Source organism: Pseudomonas sp. C2.3V (assembly GCF_058536325.1).
On record NZ_JBZUBN010000001.1, the window covers coordinates 3,719,679 to 3,737,794 of the forward strand.

Consider the following 18,116-nt stretch of genomic DNA (forward strand, 5'->3'; position numbering starts at 1 on the left):
CATGGCAATTTCTTGGGACATGGCCGGACATGGCCTTATCCGTGTAGCCTAACGATGCATTTCTGCCTGCAACAAAGCCGTAGAGCGGCTCCAACAAGCCCTGTGCATATCACCGGTGCATAACGACTGCCATGAATAACTTGTCTGCCACCCGATTCGAATCCCTTCGCCTTGCCAACGGCCTGACCGTCATTCTGGGACAGGTGCCTCGACTCAAACGGGCCTCGGCCGCCATTCGGGTCGCCGCAGGAAGTCATGATGTGGATGGCGCATGGCCCGGGCTTGCACATTTCCTTGAGCACCTTCTTTTCCTGGGCACGCATGCCTATCCCGCTGATGAAGGCCTGATGGCTTACGTGCAACGCCATGCTGGGCAGGTCAATGCCAGTACACGGGATCGCACCACGGACTTTTTTTTCGAGGTGCCACCTGCCGCGCTGGAAGGCGGAGTTGCCCGTCTGTGTGACATGCTCGTCCACCCGCGTCTTGCCCACGGAGATCAACGCCGCGAGCGCGAGGTTATCCATGCCGAGTTTATTGCCTGGTCAAGGGATACCCGCACGCACCGCCTGACGTGGCAGATGCACCCGTTGTCGCGCCGCCACCCTGTCACAGCATTCCATGCGGGCAACCGCTACAGCCTGCTCGTGCCCAACCTGCGTTTTCAAGCAGCACTGAAAGGCTTCCACGAGCGCTTCTATCAAGCCGGACAGATGACGCTGGTCTTGGTCGGACCACAGCCCCAAGATGAACTACGCCAGCTGGCAGACCGTTACGGCGCTAGCTTCAATGCGGGGGAGCGTATCGAGCCGTTATCGCCCCCTGCGCTTCTTCCTCCAGAACGCATCGCACCGGTAGAGCCTCCGGATACAGAGACGCTCAGTTTGCTGTTCGCCTTGGAAGACCTGCCCGCTGATAGTCGTGAGGCCATTGATTGCCTGTCCCTCTGGACGCACGCCGAACATACCGGCGGCCTGATAAGCACCTTGCGAAAGAAAGGATGGGTCAAGACGCTGACGCTGGAGCCGCTCTATCACTTCAGGCAGCAGGCGGTACTCGCTGTTGAAATAGCCTTGACCGAGGCAGGCATTAAAGCGTCATCACAGATAGCTCATGCCTTTTTCGACTGGCTGACGTTCCTGGAACGCCAGCCTGATCTGACTGAGCTACAGGCGGAGTACACGCGCCTCGCGCAGCGAACACGTGCTACCAGCGCCGCATTGCCACTGGCCCGGTCACTTCTCGACGACGGGTTGAAAGCACCGGGCCTATCAAGCGCTGGCGTGACTGCCTTGCGACACCTGCTCGGGCATTTGAAACCTGAACACAATTTGCTTCCTGCTCCAGGCGCATGCGAGCGTCAGCAAGCGCCAGCCCTGAACTGGACGCTTCCACCGCTCAACCCATTCCTCGTGCCTGCGCAGATCGAGACGGGAGCAGATTCCGTTTCGCTACCCGCCCTTCAGAGTATTCAGGAAGCGGCTGCCGGCCTGGGTGAAGGTGCACTGTATATCCGCTGGCACTTTCTGGAACCGGCCGCGTATCAACCGGCTCTCGTCCGCACACTCAACCACGCACTAAAAGCTATCAGCCATCAGGCACGCCAGGCAGGTGTTGAGGCTTCCCTCAGCACGCTTGGCCAGCAATGGCAGCTTAGGCTGACCGGCTTGAGTGAGGCGATTCCGGCTGTACTCAATGCGCTCATCCCTATTCTCCATAGGCCCAGCCACGAAGCTTGGCAAGCCTTCAGCCAGCCGCCCGCTGAGCCGAACAGCATGCCTATCAGGCAGCTCATAAGCCGGCTCACCGATCTGATGGCGGAGCCTCCTCAGACCCAGACGGATCAGGCAGGTCAGGAAATGGAAGGCCCCACCCAGCTTGCTGGACAATGGTCTGTTGCACAGTGGGATAGCTTGTCTATCGGCTTTTCGGAGATGGAGCTGAACTCGCTTCGCCATTGCTTGCTGGACTTGCCCGGAGTACCTGCACAGCGCCCCCCAGTCCCGCCGAGCCGTAGTGGTCGATGGTGGCACACCGTTCCCGGGCACTCGTCTGAATATGCCGTTCTGCTGGCCTGTCCGGCACCGCCCCATGACATCCGGCAGGAGGCCGCCTGGCGGTTCCTTGGCCATCTCGTGCAACCGCGCTTTTACCAGCGCATGCGTGTGGAGCTGCAGCTGGGGTATGCGGTATTTTCCAGTGTTCGTCAGATCGCGGGACGGTCAACGCTCGTGTTTGGCATCCAGTCTCCAACGGTGACGACCGCAGACATCTTTAATCATATCGAGGCGTTTCTTGCCCGGTTGCCGACCGAAATCGCTGCACTGACCCATGAGCCATTCGGGCAGCAGCAAAAGGCCCTTGCCGATCAGCTCCTACCTAGTGCACTCGACACCCGCCAGCTGGGTGAAGAGCTATGGAGCGCCCATCAGGGAGGTTATCCGCTGACCTATCTCGATGATCTTCGCAAAGCGATCCTGGCTTTGCACCCTGACGACCTTCAGCACGCCTTGCATGCCTTACACAGCGCCTACCACGGCTGGACCTGTTTAGCCAACCATGTCTCGACAGAAACACATTGGCGAACCCTGTAACTATACGTCGCACCATATCAGGGTAAACTAGCTTAAGTGCGTTTCAGGATGTGTTTATCCTGAACGTATGCAAGGTATTTTGTACTAAGTAAATCGGACCTTTCCGATATCACTTTGAGGGGTATTTATTATGTGGACTAAACCTGCTTATACCGATCTGCGCATTGGCTTCGAAGTCACCATGTACTTCGCTAACCGTTGATTGCGTGATCCAGCGCCCCGGTTATCCGGGGCGTTCCTTTTCTAGCCACCTTAGAAGTGGGTCATGCCTACCGCGAGGCCTGTTCGGCGCAGCCGGACCGCCAATAGGTGCTTCTCCTGAATGTCCCTCGCCGCTCGTGACAAGTTCTAAGTTGGCCGCATTTCATAGATAAATCATGTATATCCAGATTCTTGGCTCCGCTGCAGGCGGCGGCTTTCCCCAGTGGAACTGCAACTGTCCCAACTGCCGTGGTGTTCGTGACGGCAGTCTTCGTGCGCAACCTCGCACCCAGTCGTCCATAGCCCTGTCCGATGACGGCGTAAATTGGGTGCTGTGCAACGCCTCACCGGATATCCGCGCGCAGCTGCAGAGTTTCGCCCCCATGCAGCCGGGCCGTGCGCTACGGGATACCGGCATCGGCGCGATCATTCTGCTCGATAGCCAGATCGACCACACTACCGGCCTGCTCAGCCTGCGCGAGGGCTGCCCCCACGAGGTCTGGTGTACCGATATGGTTCATCAGGATCTCACGACTGGCTTCCCGTTGTTCAACATGCTGGAACACTGGAACGGTGGCCTACGCTGGAACCGTATCGAGCTGGAAGGCAGCTTCGTTATTCCGGCATGCCCGAGCCTGCGCTTCACGCCTCTACCGCTGCGTAGCGCTGCACCGCCCTATTCGCCGCACCGCTTCGATCCGCATCCCGGTGACAATATCGGGCTGATCGTTGAAGACCTGCTTACGGGCGGCAAGCTGTTCTATGCGCCAGGCCTGGGTCAGGTGGATAACGCCCTGCTGGCCAAAATGGCCGAAGCCGACTGTCTGCTGGTCGATGGAACCCTATGGGAAGATGATGAAATGCAACGCCGTGGCGTTGGCACCCGCACCGGCCGAGAGATGGGCCATCTGGCTCAGAACGGCCCCGGCGGCATGCTTGAGGTCCTCGACCAGCTAACCTCGCCACGCAAGGTGCTTATCCACATCAACAACACCAATCCGATTCTGGATGAGGACTCGCCCGAACGCGCAGAAGTCGAGCGACGCGGCGTCGAAGTCGCCTGGGATGGCATGAGCATCGAGCTGTGATCCGCGTGCATCCGGTCATTTTATCTACCGAGGAGGCCAGACATGCCACACGCCCTCACCCCTGAAGAGTTCGAACAGGCCCTGCGCGCCAAGGGCGCGTATTACCATATCCACCACCCGTACCATGTAGCCATGTACGAAGGCCGCGCGACCCGTGAGCAGATTCAGGGCTGGGTTGCCAATCGCTTCTACTATCAGGTGAACATTCCCTTGAAAGATGCAGCGATCATGGCGAATTGCCCGGACCGCGAGATCCGCCGCGAGTGGGTTCAGCGTATTCTTGACCATGACGGTGCTCCTGGAACGGAAGGTGGAATCGAGGCTTGGCTACGCCTGGCTGAAGCAACAGGACTCGACCGTGAGCAGGTTCTCTCGCAAGAACTGGTGCTCCCTGGCGTACGCTTCGCGGTAGACGCCTACGTCAACTTTGCGCGCCGCGCCTCCTGGCAGGAAGCAGCCAGCAGCTCATTGACCGAACTTTTTGCTCCGCAGATTCACCAATCGCGTCTGGATAGCTGGCCCCAGCATTACCCTTGGATCGACCCAGCCGGCTATGAATACTTTCGCACACGCCTTGGTCAGGCACGCCGCGATGTGGAGCATGGCCTGCACATCACCCTCCAGCACTACACCACTTATGATGCCCAGCAGCGCATGCTTGAAATCCTGCAATTCAAGCTCGATATCCTCTGGAGCATGCTGGATGCCATGAGCATGGCCTACGAGCTGAAACGGCCGCCCTACCACACCGTAACCGACCAGCGCGTCTGGCATAAAGGAATTCAACTATGAGCTTTGATCGTACCCAAGTGCCGCGCTGGCGCCCTGGCTATCGCTTCCAGTTCGAGCCCGCACAGAACGGCTTCGTACTGCTCTACCCGGAAGGCATGATCAAGCTGAACGAAAGTGCTGGCGCCATTGGCGAACTCATCGACGGCCAGCGTGATGTGGCCGCCATCATTGATGCGTTGAACGAACGCTTCCCAGGCGTCCCGGAACTCGGTGACGATGTGGAGCAGTTCATGGAGGTTGCTCGTGCAGAGCACTGGATCCAACTCGGCTAACCTGCCTGAGCAGCCTGCGGTAGGGCTGCCCTTGTGGCTCCTTGCAGAACTGACCTACCGCTGTCCCCTGCAGTGCCCCTACTGCTCCAATCCCCTGGACTTTGCGGCTCAAGGCAAGGAGCTGACCACCGAACAGTGGTTCACCGTCATGCAGCAGGCCCGGCAGATGGGCGCAGCACAGCTGGGCTTTTCCGGCGGCGAGCCTCTGGTACGCCAGGATCTGGCCGAACTGATCAGCGAGGCTCGCAGGCTGGGGTACTACACCAACCTGATCACCTCCGGCATCGGCCTTACCGAGCAGAAGATCGCTACCTTTCGCGACGCCGGGCTCGATCATATTCAGATCAGCTTTCAGGCCAGCGACGAAGAGGTAAACAACCTGCTCGCCGGTTCCAAAAAGGCCTTTGCCCAGAAGCTGGAGATGGCCCGCGCGGTAAAAGCCCATGGCTACCCCATGGTGCTCAACTTTGTCACGCATCGGCACAATATCGATAAGATCGACCGTATTATTGAGCTGTGTATCGCCCTGGAAGCGGATTTCGTCGAGCTTGCGACGTGCCAGTTCTATGGTTGGGCGCAGCTCAATCGGGTCGGCCTGTTACCCACTAAAGAGCAACTGGTACGCGCCGAACGCATCACCAACGAATACCGCGCCAAGCTCGAAGCCGAAGGCCATCCCTGCAAGCTGATCTTCGTGACGCCGGACTATTACGAAGAACGTCCCAAGGCCTGCATGAACGGTTGGGGCAGTATTTTCCTCACCGTCACGCCGGATGGCACCGCACTGCCCTGCCACGGCGCTCGCCAGCTGCCGATCCAGTTTCCGAATGTGAAGGATCATAGCCTTCAGCACATCTGGTATGACTCCTTTGGATTCAATCATTTCCGCGGTTATGACTGGATGCCAGAACCCTGCCGCAGCTGCGATGAAAAGGAAAAGGATTTTGGTGGCTGCCGCTGCCAGGCCTTCATGCTGACCGGCGATGCGGCCAACGCCGATCCGGTCTGCAGCAAGTCCCCACATCACGACGTGATCCTCAACGCCCGTACCGAGGCGGAGCATGCCACTCAAAGCATTGAGCAGCTAAGCTTTCGCAATGAGCGGAACTCCAGGCTTATCGCCAAAGCCTGAGTCTTACATAGCAACGGAGAAGCGCCATGGCTTACCAGCACCCTGCTTCTACAGACGCAGACGGCACCTTTACCGCTCAACAGGCCGTCGCGGCAGGCATCGATTTTGCCGAGCTACAGGCATCGGCACTGGGGCTTTTCTGGAATCAGTATGACCCTGCTGACGGCGCCTGCCGTCTATGGCGCTGGCATAATGGCAAACCGCACTGCCTGACGCCGGATGGCTACAGTGCACGCAGCCGCGTTTATGAGTACGGAGGCGGCGCGTTTTGCCTGACCGAGTCAGAGGCCGTCTTCGTCAACGATTCGGATCAACAGCTTTACCGTCAACCACTCGATGGCAGCCAACCTGTGGCATTGACCCAGGGTAAACGCCGCTATGGTGATCTGCACTATGCAGCCAACCTCATCATGGCGGTGGAAGAAGCCCATGAGGAAGAGGCCGTCATTCACCGGCTTGTCGCTATTTCCCTCGCAGACAGCCACCGTCAGGTCTTGGCCGAGGGTGCTGATTTCTACGCCTCGCCTACGCTGAGCCCCAGCGGCAAGCGCCTGGCCTGGATCGAGTGGAGTCGCCCACACCAACCATGGACCTCCACCCGCCTCATGTGCGCCGAACGCCTGGACAATGGGCAATGGGAGGCGCCGGTCTGCATTGCAGGCAGCGATCCGGAGTCGATTCAACAGCCCCGTTTTGATGAACAGGACCAGCTCTACTGCCTGTCCGACCGTGACGGCTGGTGGCAACCATGGGGTGAATGCACCTCAGGCGTCAGCAGACTGACTGCCATCAAGGCCGATCATGCGGCCGCCCCCTTCCAGCTGGGCGGCAGAAGCTGGTACAGCCTGGGCGGCGAGCGTTACATCGCCACCTGGTTCGAAGAAGGCTTCGGCCACCTGGGCAGACGCGAGGCCGATGGTCGAGTGCTGCGCTTCGCGGAAGACTTCACCCGCTTTCGCAGCCTGGCCCTGCATGATGGATACATCTATTGCATTGCCGCAGCGCCCAATCGTCCCTCGTGCATCCTTGAGATCAACGGGCAGAATGGCAACATCGAGATTCTGGCGGGCGGTATTGCGCCATTGCCTAACGAGCGCATCAGCCAACCCAAGGCCCTACGTTACCCCAGCGGCGATGGCGAAGCGCACGGCTTTTTCTACCCGGCCATGACAGGAGAGGCCAAGCCCCCCCTGGTAGTATTCATTCATGGCGGCCCTACTTCTGCCTGCTACCCCGTCTTCGATCCCCGTATCCAGTACTGGACACAACGCGGCTTTGCCGTTGCCGATCTCAATTACAGAGGCAGCACCGGCTACGGACGGGAGTACCGCAACGCGCTTCACCTGCGCTGGGGTGAGGCCGATGTCGAAGATGCCTGCGCTGTAGTGGATTATCTGGCCGAGCAAGAATTGATCGAACCGGCCCACGCCTTTATCCGAGGCGGCAGCGCCGGTGGCTATACGGCTTTATGCGCGCTGGCGTTCCATACTGTGTTTTGCGGCGGCGCCAGCCTGTACGGCGTAACGGATCCGGCCGCTCTGGCTCGCGTGACCCACAAATTCGAAGCCGACTATCTGGACTGGCTCATTGGCGACCCTAAGAAGGATTCGGAGCGTTACCGGGCGCGGACGCCTCTCCTGCATGCCGACACGATCGATGTCCCGGTCATCTTCTTCCAGGGTGAGCTGGACGCCGTCGTTGTCCCGGAGCAGACACGGGCCATGCTTCATGCACTCAAAGATCGCGGCATTCGTGCCGAAGGTTATTTCTACCCCAACGAACGCCATGGTTTCAGGCAGGCCAAGAACCAGGCCCATGCCCTTGAACATGAATGGCTGTTCTACCGCAGTGTGATCGATCAGAACGCCTGATACAGGCGGCTTTCGGCGCTTCGCTGCTGGAAGCCGCCTCCTTGACGCTTGCAGCACACCAACCGACGACGGTATAAACCACTCGTCTCTTGGACGAGGTCAGGCTCTTGCGCCTAAGTGCCAGTAGCGATACATCTTGCCTCGAGCGTGCCATATTCCTGCACAGGTCACATGAGGAACCCCGCGATGGAACCGCAAGTCCGCCCTGCTCCCACCCTCACCGATTACCTCTACGCCTCCCCTGTCAAAAACGAGCTTGATGAGAGCCTTGATGTTGTCGAACGCTTGTTGACCCGCTCTGAGAACCGAATTGCGGAGTTGATCGAACTGGGCAATATGAGCAGCGACCTCAAGCTGATTCATATCCAGAACATCGAATCGATGATTACGGCCGCCGTGCGGCAGACGGAAGACTCATCCAACCACATGCGAGCTCATGAGGTCATTGAATTCTGTCAGCACCTTCGAGGCACCTTGCGCCCGAGTTGAAGAGGTACGCCTCCCATGTGCCAACCATGCAACATACCGATGTGAGAGTTCGCCCGGTTTTGCAATAAAGTTGGCATCCAGGGCTTCACAGATGAACTTACCCGATATGATTTAGGCGGTTGATTATCCTCTGTGAGAGCCAAGGAATGGACTCCCTGCATAGCCGTACCGCATCTTGTCTTGCTGTTTCCCTGCTGGTGGTTGCCGCCTGGTTTCTAGGACACGAAACCCAGGCGCAACCTTCACCCACGCTTACCACTAACCTGTCTGCCTACCCCAACGCACCTGCTGCACTGCCCAGCTCCGCCACACAGGCCGAACTTTCCGTTCGCCCCTGGAGACCTGCCAGCGCCAATATGCATCAGCGCCCGCAACGCTGGATTTTTTAACGCATATCACACGTTCCTGCAGGTCGTGCCCGGCCTGCAAAGACCTTGTCTTACACAACATCCGCCGCTTCACGTGTCGAATGAGCACGCGTTACGAAATAAAGCACCACGCCGATCCCGAGCAGAATGCCGGCACGCAGCCAAGTCTCCGCGCTCTGCTGACTCAAAAGCACCAGACACGACACGATCGCCAGCAACGGCACCAGCGTAGGGGTCCGGAAATGCGGCTGATCGACCTTGTCGCGGCGCAGCACCAAAACGGCCACGTTCGTACTCATGAATACAAAAAGCAGTAGGAGCACAACCGTCTCGGCCAGAGCCGACAACGTCCCTGTAACAGTCAACGCCATGGCTACAAGCGTTGTGGCAATAATCGCTACCCAGGGCGTACGCCGACGCGGCAGTACACGCCCCAGCACTGGGGGCAGCAGCCCCTCCTCGGCCATGCCATAAGCTAGACGGCTTGCCATGATCATGGTCAACAATGCGCCATTGGAAACCGCCAGCAAGGCCGCCACGGCAAACAGCTGCGGGGGTATGCCGTAGCCGGTTGCCCGAACCACGTCCAGCAACGGCGCAGAAGATTCCACCAGTTGTGCAGGTGATAAAACGATGGAAGCCGCCAGCCCCACCAGAACATATATTACGCCCGCGATCAGCAGCGCACCGAACAAGGTCCTTGGGTAAATACGTCTTACATCTTTCACTTCTTCGGCAATGTTGGCCGACACTTCAAACCCTACAAACGAATAGAAGGCGAGCAGCGCAGCGCCCAATACCGCCAGCGGTGGAGAAGTATCCTCGGCAAATTGAAGAACCCGCGCCGGCTCTCCCTGCCCATGACTTACATACAACGCGGCCAGAATAACGACCAATAAAAGTCCCGACAGCTCGATCAGTGTCATGACCAGATTGGCATTAAGCGACTCCTTGATCCCACGCGCATTGAGCAGAGCCACCAGCGTTAGAAAGACCAGTGCTGTCAACGTGGGCGAAACGTGAATAAACGCCCCGAGATAATCACCCGCAAAGGCCAGGGAAAGGCCGGCAGCACTCGTGACACCGGCGGCCAACATCGAAAAACCCACTAGAAAGGACACAAGGGGATGCTTGAAGGCCCGTGCGGCAAACACCGCAGCGCCTCCAGCTTTTGGATATTTGGTGACGAGCTCTGCATACGAGGCCGCCGTCAACATGGCAAATCCCATTGCCACTACCAGAGGCACCCAGATGGCTCCGCCTACCTCACCTGCAATCTTCCCCGCCAGTGCATACACCCCGGCCCCAAGCACATCCCCGAGGATGAATAACAGCAGCAAAGGACCTGTAATCGCGCGGCGCAGTTTTGTATCGGGCTCGGGTGAAGACGTCGACATATGTAATCTTCCTATGAATGTCAGGCTCTGACAGGTGAATTGGCAAGTCCGGGTCAGAACAGGACATTCACTGCACGCCGCTGTAACCCTTCCGTCTAACCAAGCCTCTACTGGCAATACGTGTTGAAGCTTCATTCATCGACCGCATGACGTTGCTGTCGGTTCGATATCCTGTCGATATATCCATTAGGATGCTATTGGTTTTCGGAACCAAGTAGGGATGAGCGTTATCAGCTTAGTAACGTCAAACAGACCTCATCCAACTTGTTATCTATTTAGTGGAGAACGCACATGTCAGCTTCCAAGGTTGCCCTGGTCGTTGGGGCAAGCGGCATCATCGGTAATGCCGTTGTTGAAACTCTGGCCGAAAATCCTGAATGGCGGGTCCGCGCCGTCCGTCGTACCTTCGTACCGAACGTTGAAACCATTGATCTTGATCTGACTGACGCCAACGCTACGGCCCAGGCGCTGAGCCAGGCGGGGGATACAACTCATGTCTTTTATGCAGCGTTACGCCCTGATAGCAGCCTGGCCAAGGAAGCCGACATTAATGGCGCCATGCTGCGCAATGTACTGGACGGCCTGAAGTCTGCCGGCGCTAAGCTCCAACGTGTCGTTCACTACCAGGGGGCCAAGGTTTACGGCGTGCACCTGGGTCCAACAGCGGCGCCTTTTTATGAGGACGACCCGCGCCACCTCTCGCCTAATTTTTATTACACCCAGGAAGACCTGCTGCGCGAGCGCGCCGCCCAGGGAGAATTCGAGTGGTCTATCCTGCGCCCTGATGTGGTGGTGGGTGATATTGCAGGCAATCCCATGAGCATCGCTCTGGTCATCGGGGCCTTCGCAGCCCTGAGTAAACAAGCCGGTGTGCCCTTGCGCTTCCCGGGCTCGATGAAAGCCTATCGTGGGGTCTTGGCTCAGCTGACCGATGCACACTGGCTGGCACGAGCCAGTGTATGGGCGGCGCTGGATCCGGCCGCTCGCAACGAAGCGTTCAACCTGGTCGGCGAGCCGTTCCGCTGGGAGCGGCTCTGGTACAAGATTGGTGAAGCCCTGGATATGGACGTCGCCGATCCGCAGCCTTTCTCACTGGCAACACAGATGCCGAGCAAGGCTGACGACTGGCAAAAACTGGCTGAGCAGCACCAGCTGGAATCCGTACCGTATGAGAAGCTTGTAGGTTGGAAGTTTGGCGATTTTGTCTTCAACACCGAGTTCGACATGATCTCGGATATGGGCAAGATTCGTCGTGCAGGCTTTACAGAAGCGGTCAGCACCGAAGACTGCCTGATAGGCGCAATCAAGCGCCTACAGGAAAAGAAATATATACCTTGAGTCATAGGTCTCGCCCAGGGCTTTCCTTGGGCGAGCCTTCCCCCTGCTACTGAGCCGAGGCGTGCATTGCCTTGTCCGGTGAAGTCCGCAATGCCGGTGACAAGGACTGAACTGCTTTCCAGGCAGCCTGCTGCAACTCTCCTGCGTTCGCCTTTTCCAGCCGCTTGGACTCTGCTGCACTAGGCTGGGGCGGCATCTGACCGTAGATCAGCGAATAAAACACCGAAGCGCCTATGTACGAGCCGGTGAAAGAAGGATGGCTACCGTCAGGCAGGAACAGCGATGGTTGAGGCTTTTCCGCCAAAGCAGTCTGCCAAGCCTGACCCACCGGCGCCAACAGCGCACCCAGTTCATTGGCCAGTGTCGTGTACGCCTTATCCAGCTTGGCCTGCATCGCCGGGTCGTTCTGGCGAGCCCACGTCAGGTACAGGATTGTCTTGGCACCGTTCTTTTTGACCTCAGCATCGATCAGCCGGGCATACTTATACATGAAGTCTGGATTCTTGACCGGCAACATGCTGTGCTCCTGCAAGACGACGTAGTCCCACTTCTGCTCCTGCAACGCCTGCTGAACGTCCTTTTTCGTCCAATGCTGCTCAAGCGATGCGCCCGAGAAAGCCAGTGTCTTGGTCTCGATCGGGCGGGCCTGCTTGCCTTGCCTGGACATCTCACTCAGTACGGCTGGCAAGTCATTGACATAGGTATAGCTGTTACCTACAAACAGAATTCTAATTGGATCCGACTGGCTCTGCTGAGCCTGAGCATATGCCGCACCTGCCAGAAACATAAGGAAGAGCATCGTGATCTGTCGAATGCTGATTCGCATGCGTGTCCTCTCTGCGCATTAAAAATGAAACGCCTCGAGGCAACCGATGCCACCGAGGCCTTCACTCTGACAGGCATTACCCTGCTTTTGTTAGCCTGTAACCGTGCGTTACCTCGCACAACACAAACGTTTATGAAAGCAGGGGCGTATTTCTAAGTCCCTCAACAGATGAGTAAAGCGCTCGTCAAGCGTGCCGTTTAAATAAACTATTTTTTAATTCAAAAACAAAAAGAGGTGCCTTGAACAAGTATGCAAGGCACCTCTTTTGATCAGAAAATATCAAATAAAATTAAATCAAAAATTACATCTGACCATCAAATAGATTAAATAACTCTATTAATTATCATTGCAACCAGAACCCGAAACCTGATACTCCATTACATGAATTTTGTCATTATGGTCTTCATATGTCATGCGTACAGGACGGACACCGCAGAAACTGGTGATATCGGGACTGTCGATGACACGTTTGATATCCAGGTGATCTGAATACGTGTAATGCTCGACAACAGGCGTGCTGGCGGCATCGGAGGGGATTTGGTCAGCTAATACGGAACTGCTGGCAAGGACAAGGGCAGCTACAATCAAACCTTTCATCTTCATCTCGCTTCCAACTATAAAGTTACCTTCTCCCTGATAAACAAGCAGGCGAATACCTACTTATAAACAGGTCCGGGGTTTGTTCTTTAATTATCGGAACGGGGCAGCACAGGGAGATGACATAATGATTACAGAAAAGTCATTGTAGATATAATGCCCAGTGGACAAATGAATATTGCCTAATAAGTAACGAATAGTCTTTAAGTGCCAATACCGTTTAAACACCCTTTCAAATTGAGAAACAGTTCATTCTTTAAAGATGCTAAAGGGCAATTGGGGCAAGCTCATGAAGCCCTAGTCGTCCTTGACCGGACATACACGGGAGTCGCCGTTGCCTCTCCCCTGACTGATAGCCGCAACGGCACCCTTGCCCTAACCTTTTGACTTGCGTGGATCGGCGCTACGGGGATAGGTACGCTCCTCCTCAAGGGTGCCATCTACCTTGTGAATTTTGACTGACGCCGTCTTTCCCTCAAAAAACTCATGCATCTGCTCTACGAGCTGCGCCTTGGTCTCAGCACTTTTGGAGGCACGGGTTGCGCCTTCCTTTTTCAGCTCCCAGCCCTTGTCGCCTTTGGTGACGTGATAGTTATCCATTGCTTTCTCCTGGTCTAGAAATACGCCTTTAGAAGACGCTTCTGTTAAGGACTGCTACGACCTGAACAAAGTTTGCTTAACACACTGCCATTATCGGACCTAAACGAAAGCGCCTTTCCAGGCGCTTTTACCAATGCAGTCGCTCATTCATAAAAAAACGTTAGTTTTTAAGCAATTAAATGAAAAAGAGGGGTTGACACAGGGCTTTGGAGAAAGAATAATGCGCGCCTCGGATGGCTACGTAGCTCAGCTGGTTAGAGCATAGCATTCATAATGCTGGGGTCCGGGGTTCAAGTCCCTGCGTAGCCACCACCTATTTCTAGGGTCTAGCTTCGGCTAGACCCTTTTTTATTGCCTGCGAAAAATTTCCATAAAAAAGCCCGCTACATTGCGGGCCTTTTTAAGCCTTTGCCACTTAAGCGCCTGTAGCTCCTACTGCACGCAGGTTAGCTACAGGCCTGGCCTTTACCGCCCGCAAATCCTTGAGGAACTTGTCACGCCAGGAGGCCAGATCATTCTTGCGGATAATCCGCATCATGTCCTCATAGCGATCCTTACGCTCCTGTAGCGGCATACTAATGGCGCGATCAAGGGCTTCGGCCATGCCCACCACATCGTAAGGGTTCACAATAAGCGCCGAGTTGAGCTCACGGGCTGCCCCTGCAAAACGCGAGAGTACCAATACGCCAGGATCTTCTGGATCCTGCGCAGCCACATATTCTTTGGCTACCAGATTCATACCATCTCGCAGCGGCGTTACCAGACCAATATCTGCAGAGCGGAACAGCCCCATGACGGTACGGCGGTCATAGCTCTTGTTCAGATAACGAATCGGTGTCCAATCCAGCTCGGAGAAGCGACCATTGATATGGCCCGCCTGGGACTCAAGCTGTTGACGAATATGCTGATAGGTTTTCACATCGGAGCGAGAAGTCGGTGCGATCTGGACAAACTGCACCCGCTTGCGGTGCTCAGGAAACCGTTCCAAAAGCTTTTCATAAGCGCAAAAGCGCTCCACCAGCCCTTTTGAATAATCAAGACGGTCCACGCTGACAATCGTCTTATAAGGCACACCTTCGATACTGCGCGAGATGAAGTTACGGCGTGCGCGGTAGGATTCGGCCTGCTTGATAATATCGTCCGGTACAGTACCGATCGGATAGACCTCAGCACGGAAGTTATGGCCATACGCCGTAAGGCTGCCATCGCTCTCCAGCACGCCACGAACTTCGCGTGTAATGTAATCCTGGAATGCCAGCTTGTCCGTTTCCGTCTGAAAGCCCACCACATCATAGAAGCACAACGTCTTGAGCAGCTCATTGTGCGGCGGAATGGCTGTCAGGATTTCAGGCGCCGGGAACGGTGTGTGCAGGAAGAACCCGATACGGTTGCGGATACCGATCATCTGACAGGCTTCCGCAAAGGGAATCAGGTGGTAATCATGCACCCAAATGATATCGTCAGGCTTTAACAGAGGCTTGAGACGCTCTGCCATAGCTGCGTTGACGCGACGGTAACCATCGTACTCTTCCCGGCTGTAGCGCGAGAGATCGACACGATAGTGAAAAACCGGCCACAGCGTTGCATTGGCGAAGCCGCGGTAATACTGATCATAGTCACGCTTGTTGAGCGCGAAGGTATGATAGGTGATGTTATCGTGTGTCTCGTTCTTGCCGGGCGGCACTTCCTCATTGGAAACATCGCCATTCCAGCCCAGCCAGATACCGCCTGACTGCCGCAATGCGTCGAGCACGCCTACTGCCAATCCTCCCGACGGAGCCTTTCCCGGTTCAATGGGTGCTACACGGTTAGAAACTACCACCAAACGGCTCATCTTCAATCCTCTTGTTCTACGCGTGCGTTACCGGCTTGTTCTGCCAGGCCGCACAGCCAATCGGCCACAGCCTCGACCGACTCCAGTCGTTGCTGCGCCACAGTCGAGCCTTCTCCGATTTTGATGGAAAGGCCTCCCATTTCATTGATGACTTCAAAGCCAGCCTCGTCGGTCAGGTCGTCACCGAGAAAGACAGGGACTCGTCCATCGAAGGGTGCCTCACGCATGAAGGTACGTATCACCGCGCCCTTACTCGCGCCTTTAGGCTTAAGTTCAAACACGCTTTTGCCGGGCTGCAACGTCAGCTGCTGCGGATAACGCTCAACCAGGGTTTCGGCAATCCGCCGCGCTTCATCTTCCAGCTCAGGCGCCTGACGATAATGCAGCGCAAACGCCATGCCTTTGCTTTCCAGATAGAGCGTAGGATGCGATTCAATGGCAGCGCCAAGCTCTGCGCCTACGCACGCCAGCAGATCAGCGTCGAGCGCCAGACGATGCATCCGGCCTGAATAATCGCGGCGCTCGGCACCATGAATGCCTCCAGCTGGCAATTGCAACGGCTTGACCAGATGATCGATATCATCGATTCGGCGTCCAGACACTACCGCGACAGGTATGCCTGCCTGGGTAAGCGTATGAATTGAAGAAAGCGTTTTTTCAGGAATAAAAACCTGCTCCGGGCGGGGCTGTAGGGCAGCAAGCGTTCCGTCCAAGTCGAGAAAAAAAGCGCAGCGCTGAAGAGGTACGGGTAATTCGATCTCTGAATTCATCATGTACGCTCTGACTGTGAATTTTCATCATCGTTCGAAGGGTTTTCGACAACTCCTTGGCAGATCGAGCATAGGCGAACAAAAGGAATCCCGTCGCCTAAATGGGGTCACACCAACATGACCCGACTGTATGGGATAGCCGAATCTCTTGAGGAGACGCTTATGAAAAAGCCTGATATGAACCGAGACCCTCTGCCCATCGACGATAACGAAGACCGCATGGGCGGCATGCAGGAATTGAACTTCAACGATGAGCTATTCCATGGCAAGGACCGAGGCCAGCAGACCGAAGAGGACTACGAAGGCCAGTTTCCCCCGGAGCGCGTCAGTGAAGCGGGCATGACGGAAGGCGAAACAGCCGATCACCACGTCACTCTGGATGACATGACGCCTGAAACCTTGTTGGACGACTCAGGCGCACGTAATCCGAATGAATATGGTGATGCATGGCCTGTCGACAAGGAGCTGACCGTAGTCAGTGACAGGGACATCGGCGGTGGCGTTGGCATGGACGAAGCCGAAATGGGCCGCGTCTTGCCGTTGGATGGTGAAAAATGGGACGGTAACCCGGACGAAGTCAACGAGGCCGACCAGCGCCGTGCCGAGAACTCAGCCGACCTGGATGCAACCGACCTTGATATTGAGCAGCCTGCTGATGATTTTGATCTGAACGAGAAGAAGCCAGGACATTAAGTCCTGGCTTAGTCCAGCAGCGTGCACGCCATGACCAGGGCGTCTTCTCGCCCGCCGGCGGCAGGATAGTAATCCCGACGACGGCCTATTTCATTGAAACCATAGCGTTCATAGAGTCGATAGGCCGCTTGGTTACTTTCGCGAACTTCAAGAAAGCACTCTCTGGCATCTGCCAGGCGAGCCTGCTTCATAAGGTGATCCAGGAGCTGGTAACCCAGGCCTTTACCCTGGCTTTCCGGCTTCACGGTGATGTTCAACAGATGGGCCTCATCCAGAATGACATTAATCACACCGTGTCCCACTTGCTGCTCACCTTCAAACATTACCCAGCAGTTGTAGGACTTAAGGCCGTCCAGAAAAATACCGCGTGTCCATGGGTGACTAAAGGCAGCATATTCAATCTTGAGAACAGCATTGAGATCGGCTTCGGTCATCGGCCGAAAATGAATGGAATCGCTCATCTAACATCTGTCCAACGGGGGCGGATACGCTGCATGGCACGCCATACATCAGCTTTTAGGCGGGGTTGCTCCATGAGGGCTTCAAGCCCCGGAATGACCCAGGCAGAACCGAGACTATCCAGTCGGATTTCCTGGCATTCGATTTTCACATCATCGCTTGAAACAAAGCGAGCGGCGGCGCTACCTACCAACCAGAGGCAATCGCAGGTTTCGGTTTCCAGTTGAGAGGCCACAACACTCTGCACAAAGGTTCGCGCTTCGGCAGGCCCCTGATCAAGCGCTGCATTGGCCAGTAACGGCCAGCGAATAGGCTCACCCAATGACTGGGGCCTGTCAGGCAGACCAGCCGCATGCAGCATGTTTCTGAGGAGTACATAGGCAGGATCGCGTCCTGCCAGAGAAGCGCCTGCCGGTAGATCGACCAGCAGAAGGCAAGATCCGGCTCGCAGTAATTGCAGGGAAAAGCGAGGCGGCGCTTCTCGCTTGACCGGCTCAGGACGAGATTCAGACTCAGGCGGCGTGGCGACCTTGGCCGAAGAAACAGCAGGACGCTCCGGTCGAACCAGCTTTGCAGCCGGCGCCTCCACCTTGGGGGCTGGCCGAGCGACAGCCGGTGCTGGCTCCTCGGGCAAGGCAGTTGGATCGACATATGCCAGCAATTCCGGACGGGAAGGTGCAGCAAAAGGCAGCGTCGTTCGTGGCAGCCAGACGTCTATCTGCATGGCGCGCAGATACGCGCGGCGCCGATCTTCGGCCATCATTGGCAGCATTCCGTCAGCAACAAAAAAGTCAT

The 18,116-nt window shown here is 56.3% G+C and carries 19 protein-coding genes and 1 tRNA gene; 12 read left to right on the forward strand and 8 right to left on the reverse strand.

The window, feature by feature from the left end:
- The first annotated feature begins 131 nt into the window (after nt 1–131).
- From pqqF to AC4LF3_RS17670, 9 genes are all read left to right on the forward strand, one after another.
- Nucleotides 132–2,594 (forward strand): pyrroloquinoline quinone biosynthesis protein PqqF, encoded by a 2,463-nt coding sequence (gene pqqF, locus AC4LF3_RS17630; RefSeq protein ID WP_491836063.1) that lies wholly within the window; start codon nt 132–134, stop codon nt 2,592–2,594.
- Between the two features lie 130 nt (nt 2,595–2,724).
- A complete protein-coding gene (gene pqqA, locus AC4LF3_RS17635) occupies nt 2,725–2,796 on the forward strand; it encodes a pyrroloquinoline quinone precursor peptide PqqA (protein WP_003243383.1) in 72 nt (23 codons plus the stop codon).
- A gap of 175 nt (nt 2,797–2,971) precedes the next feature.
- Entirely contained in the window at nt 2,972–3,883 is a 912-nt protein-coding gene (gene pqqB, locus AC4LF3_RS17640) for a pyrroloquinoline quinone biosynthesis protein PqqB (protein WP_491836064.1), read from the forward strand.
- A gap of 42 nt (nt 3,884–3,925) precedes the next feature.
- Entirely contained in the window at nt 3,926–4,675 is a 750-nt protein-coding gene (gene pqqC / locus AC4LF3_RS17645; protein ID WP_197872514.1) for a pyrroloquinoline-quinone synthase PqqC, read from the forward strand.
- Nucleotides 4,672–4,947: a pyrroloquinoline quinone biosynthesis peptide chaperone PqqD gene (gene pqqD, locus AC4LF3_RS17650; protein ID WP_074821790.1), complete on the forward strand. Its 276-nt coding sequence runs from the start codon at nt 4,672–4,674 to the stop codon at nt 4,945–4,947. Before pqqC ends, pqqD begins: the two co-directional genes overlap by 4 nt.
- Nucleotides 4,919–6,079, forward strand: a complete 1,161-nt coding sequence (pqqE, locus tag AC4LF3_RS17655; protein ID WP_491836065.1) for a pyrroloquinoline quinone biosynthesis protein PqqE — start codon at nt 4,919–4,921, stop codon at nt 6,077–6,079. The genes pqqD and pqqE overlap by 29 nt, the downstream gene beginning before the upstream one ends.
- Before the next feature lie 26 nt (nt 6,080–6,105).
- The gene (locus tag AC4LF3_RS17660) at nt 6,106–7,950 is read left to right on the forward strand and encodes a S9 family peptidase (RefSeq protein WP_491836066.1); all 1,845 of its coding nucleotides are present in this window, start codon (nt 6,106–6,108) and stop codon (nt 7,948–7,950) included.
- 186 nt (nt 7,951–8,136) lie between these two features.
- Entirely contained in the window at nt 8,137–8,439 is a 303-nt protein-coding gene (locus tag AC4LF3_RS17665) for a hypothetical protein (protein ID WP_010795934.1), read from the forward strand.
- 146 nt (nt 8,440–8,585) lie between these two features.
- Nucleotides 8,586–8,828 carry a hypothetical protein gene (locus AC4LF3_RS17670; protein WP_010795935.1) on the forward strand — a complete coding sequence of 81 codons (243 nt, stop codon included), beginning with the start codon at nt 8,586–8,588 and terminating at the stop codon, nt 8,826–8,828.
- Between the two features lie 50 nt (nt 8,829–8,878).
- Here the strand turns inward: AC4LF3_RS17670 and AC4LF3_RS17675 are convergent, their stop codons facing one another.
- Nucleotides 8,879–10,204 carry an APC family permease gene (locus tag AC4LF3_RS17675; RefSeq protein ID WP_491836067.1) on the reverse strand — a complete coding sequence of 442 codons (1,326 nt, stop codon included), beginning with the start codon at nt 10,202–10,204 and terminating at the stop codon, nt 8,879–8,881.
- Between the two features lie 291 nt (nt 10,205–10,495).
- On the opposite strand from AC4LF3_RS17675, the gene AC4LF3_RS17680 reads away from it, so the two are divergent.
- Nucleotides 10,496–11,542 (forward strand): SDR family oxidoreductase, encoded by a 1,047-nt coding sequence (locus AC4LF3_RS17680; protein WP_491836068.1) that lies wholly within the window; start codon nt 10,496–10,498, stop codon nt 11,540–11,542.
- Between the two features lie 46 nt (nt 11,543–11,588).
- On the opposite strand, the gene AC4LF3_RS17685 is transcribed toward AC4LF3_RS17680, so the two are convergent.
- From AC4LF3_RS17685 to AC4LF3_RS17695, 3 genes are all read right to left on the reverse strand, one after another.
- A complete protein-coding gene (locus AC4LF3_RS17685; RefSeq protein WP_010795938.1) occupies nt 11,589–12,368 on the reverse strand; it encodes an SGNH/GDSL hydrolase family protein in 780 nt (259 codons plus the stop codon).
- A 336-nt stretch (nt 12,369–12,704) separates the two neighbouring features.
- The gene (locus AC4LF3_RS17690) at nt 12,705–12,965 is read right to left on the reverse strand and encodes a DUF2790 domain-containing protein (RefSeq protein WP_244322537.1); all 261 of its coding nucleotides are present in this window, start codon (nt 12,963–12,965) and stop codon (nt 12,705–12,707) included.
- Between the two features lie 375 nt (nt 12,966–13,340).
- On the reverse strand, nt 13,341–13,565 hold the full coding sequence (locus AC4LF3_RS17695) for a DUF2188 domain-containing protein (protein ID WP_019366419.1): 225 nt from the start codon (nt 13,563–13,565) through the stop codon (nt 13,341–13,343).
- A 235-nt stretch (nt 13,566–13,800) separates the two neighbouring features.
- Between AC4LF3_RS17695 and AC4LF3_RS17700 the strand changes: the two genes are divergently transcribed.
- Nucleotides 13,801–13,877: transfer RNA gene (locus AC4LF3_RS17700), tRNA-Met, on the forward strand.
- Between the two features lie 103 nt (nt 13,878–13,980).
- Here the strand turns inward: AC4LF3_RS17700 and otsA are convergent.
- Together otsA and otsB are read right to left on the reverse strand one after the other, a co-directional pair.
- Complete coding sequence (gene otsA / locus AC4LF3_RS17705) at nt 13,981–15,399, reverse strand: alpha,alpha-trehalose-phosphate synthase (UDP-forming) (protein WP_010795941.1); 1,419 nt, start codon at nt 15,397–15,399, stop codon at nt 13,981–13,983.
- 2 nt (nt 15,400–15,401) lie between these two features.
- Nucleotides 15,402–16,169, reverse strand: coding sequence for a trehalose-phosphatase (otsB, locus tag AC4LF3_RS17710; RefSeq protein ID WP_407363411.1), 768 nt, complete (start codon nt 16,167–16,169; stop codon nt 15,402–15,404).
- 162 nt (nt 16,170–16,331) lie between these two features.
- On the opposite strand from otsB, the gene AC4LF3_RS17715 reads away from it, so the two are divergent.
- Complete coding sequence (locus tag AC4LF3_RS17715; RefSeq protein ID WP_010795943.1) at nt 16,332–16,862, forward strand: hypothetical protein; 531 nt, start codon at nt 16,332–16,334, stop codon at nt 16,860–16,862.
- A gap of 8 nt (nt 16,863–16,870) precedes the next feature.
- Here AC4LF3_RS17715 and rimI read toward each other — a convergent pair whose 3' ends face one another.
- On the reverse strand, nt 16,871–17,323 hold the full coding sequence (gene rimI / locus AC4LF3_RS17720; protein WP_010795944.1) for a ribosomal protein S18-alanine N-acetyltransferase: 453 nt from the start codon (nt 17,321–17,323) through the stop codon (nt 16,871–16,873).
- Nucleotides 17,320–18,084: an energy transducer TonB gene (locus tag AC4LF3_RS17725; RefSeq protein WP_150348568.1), complete on the reverse strand. Its 765-nt coding sequence runs from the start codon at nt 18,082–18,084 to the stop codon at nt 17,320–17,322. The genes rimI and AC4LF3_RS17725 overlap by 4 nt, the downstream gene beginning before the upstream one ends.
- Nucleotides 18,085–18,116 lie beyond the last annotated feature (32 nt).

Coding starts and splice junctions, on each gene's coding strand:
- AC4LF3_RS17665 (WP_010795934.1), top strand. CDS start 8,137: ATGGAACCGCAAGTCCGCCCTGCTCCCACCCTCACCGATTACCTCTAC.
- AC4LF3_RS17725 (WP_150348568.1), bottom strand. CDS start 18,084: ATGATGGCCGAAGATCGGCGCCGCGCGTATCTGCGCGCCATGCAGATA.
- AC4LF3_RS17670 (WP_010795935.1), top strand. CDS start 8,586: ATGGACTCCCTGCATAGCCGTACCGCATCTTGTCTTGCTGTTTCCCTG.
- pqqC (WP_197872514.1), top strand. CDS start 3,926: ATGCCACACGCCCTCACCCCTGAAGAGTTCGAACAGGCCCTGCGCGCC.
- rimI (WP_010795944.1), bottom strand. CDS start 17,323: ATGAGCGATTCCATTCATTTTCGGCCGATGACCGAAGCCGATCTCAAT.
- pqqF (WP_491836063.1), top strand. CDS start 132: ATGAATAACTTGTCTGCCACCCGATTCGAATCCCTTCGCCTTGCCAAC.
- otsB (WP_407363411.1), bottom strand. CDS start 16,169: ATGAATTCAGAGATCGAATTACCCGTACCTCTTCAGCGCTGCGCTTTT.
- pqqD (WP_074821790.1), top strand. CDS start 4,672: ATGAGCTTTGATCGTACCCAAGTGCCGCGCTGGCGCCCTGGCTATCGC.
- AC4LF3_RS17715 (WP_010795943.1), top strand. CDS start 16,332: ATGAAAAAGCCTGATATGAACCGAGACCCTCTGCCCATCGACGATAAC.
- otsA (WP_010795941.1), bottom strand. CDS start 15,399: ATGAGCCGTTTGGTGGTAGTTTCTAACCGTGTAGCACCCATTGAACCG.
- AC4LF3_RS17675 (WP_491836067.1), bottom strand. CDS start 10,204: ATGTCGACGTCTTCACCCGAGCCCGATACAAAACTGCGCCGCGCGATT.
- AC4LF3_RS17660 (WP_491836066.1), top strand. CDS start 6,106: ATGGCTTACCAGCACCCTGCTTCTACAGACGCAGACGGCACCTTTACC.
- AC4LF3_RS17695 (WP_019366419.1), bottom strand. CDS start 13,565: ATGGATAACTATCACGTCACCAAAGGCGACAAGGGCTGGGAGCTGAAA.
- pqqB (WP_491836064.1), top strand. CDS start 2,972: ATGTATATCCAGATTCTTGGCTCCGCTGCAGGCGGCGGCTTTCCCCAG.
- AC4LF3_RS17680 (WP_491836068.1), top strand. CDS start 10,496: ATGTCAGCTTCCAAGGTTGCCCTGGTCGTTGGGGCAAGCGGCATCATC.
- AC4LF3_RS17685 (WP_010795938.1), bottom strand. CDS start 12,368: ATGCGAATCAGCATTCGACAGATCACGATGCTCTTCCTTATGTTTCTG.
- AC4LF3_RS17690 (WP_244322537.1), bottom strand. CDS start 12,965: ATGAAAGGTTTGATTGTAGCTGCCCTTGTCCTTGCCAGCAGTTCCGTA.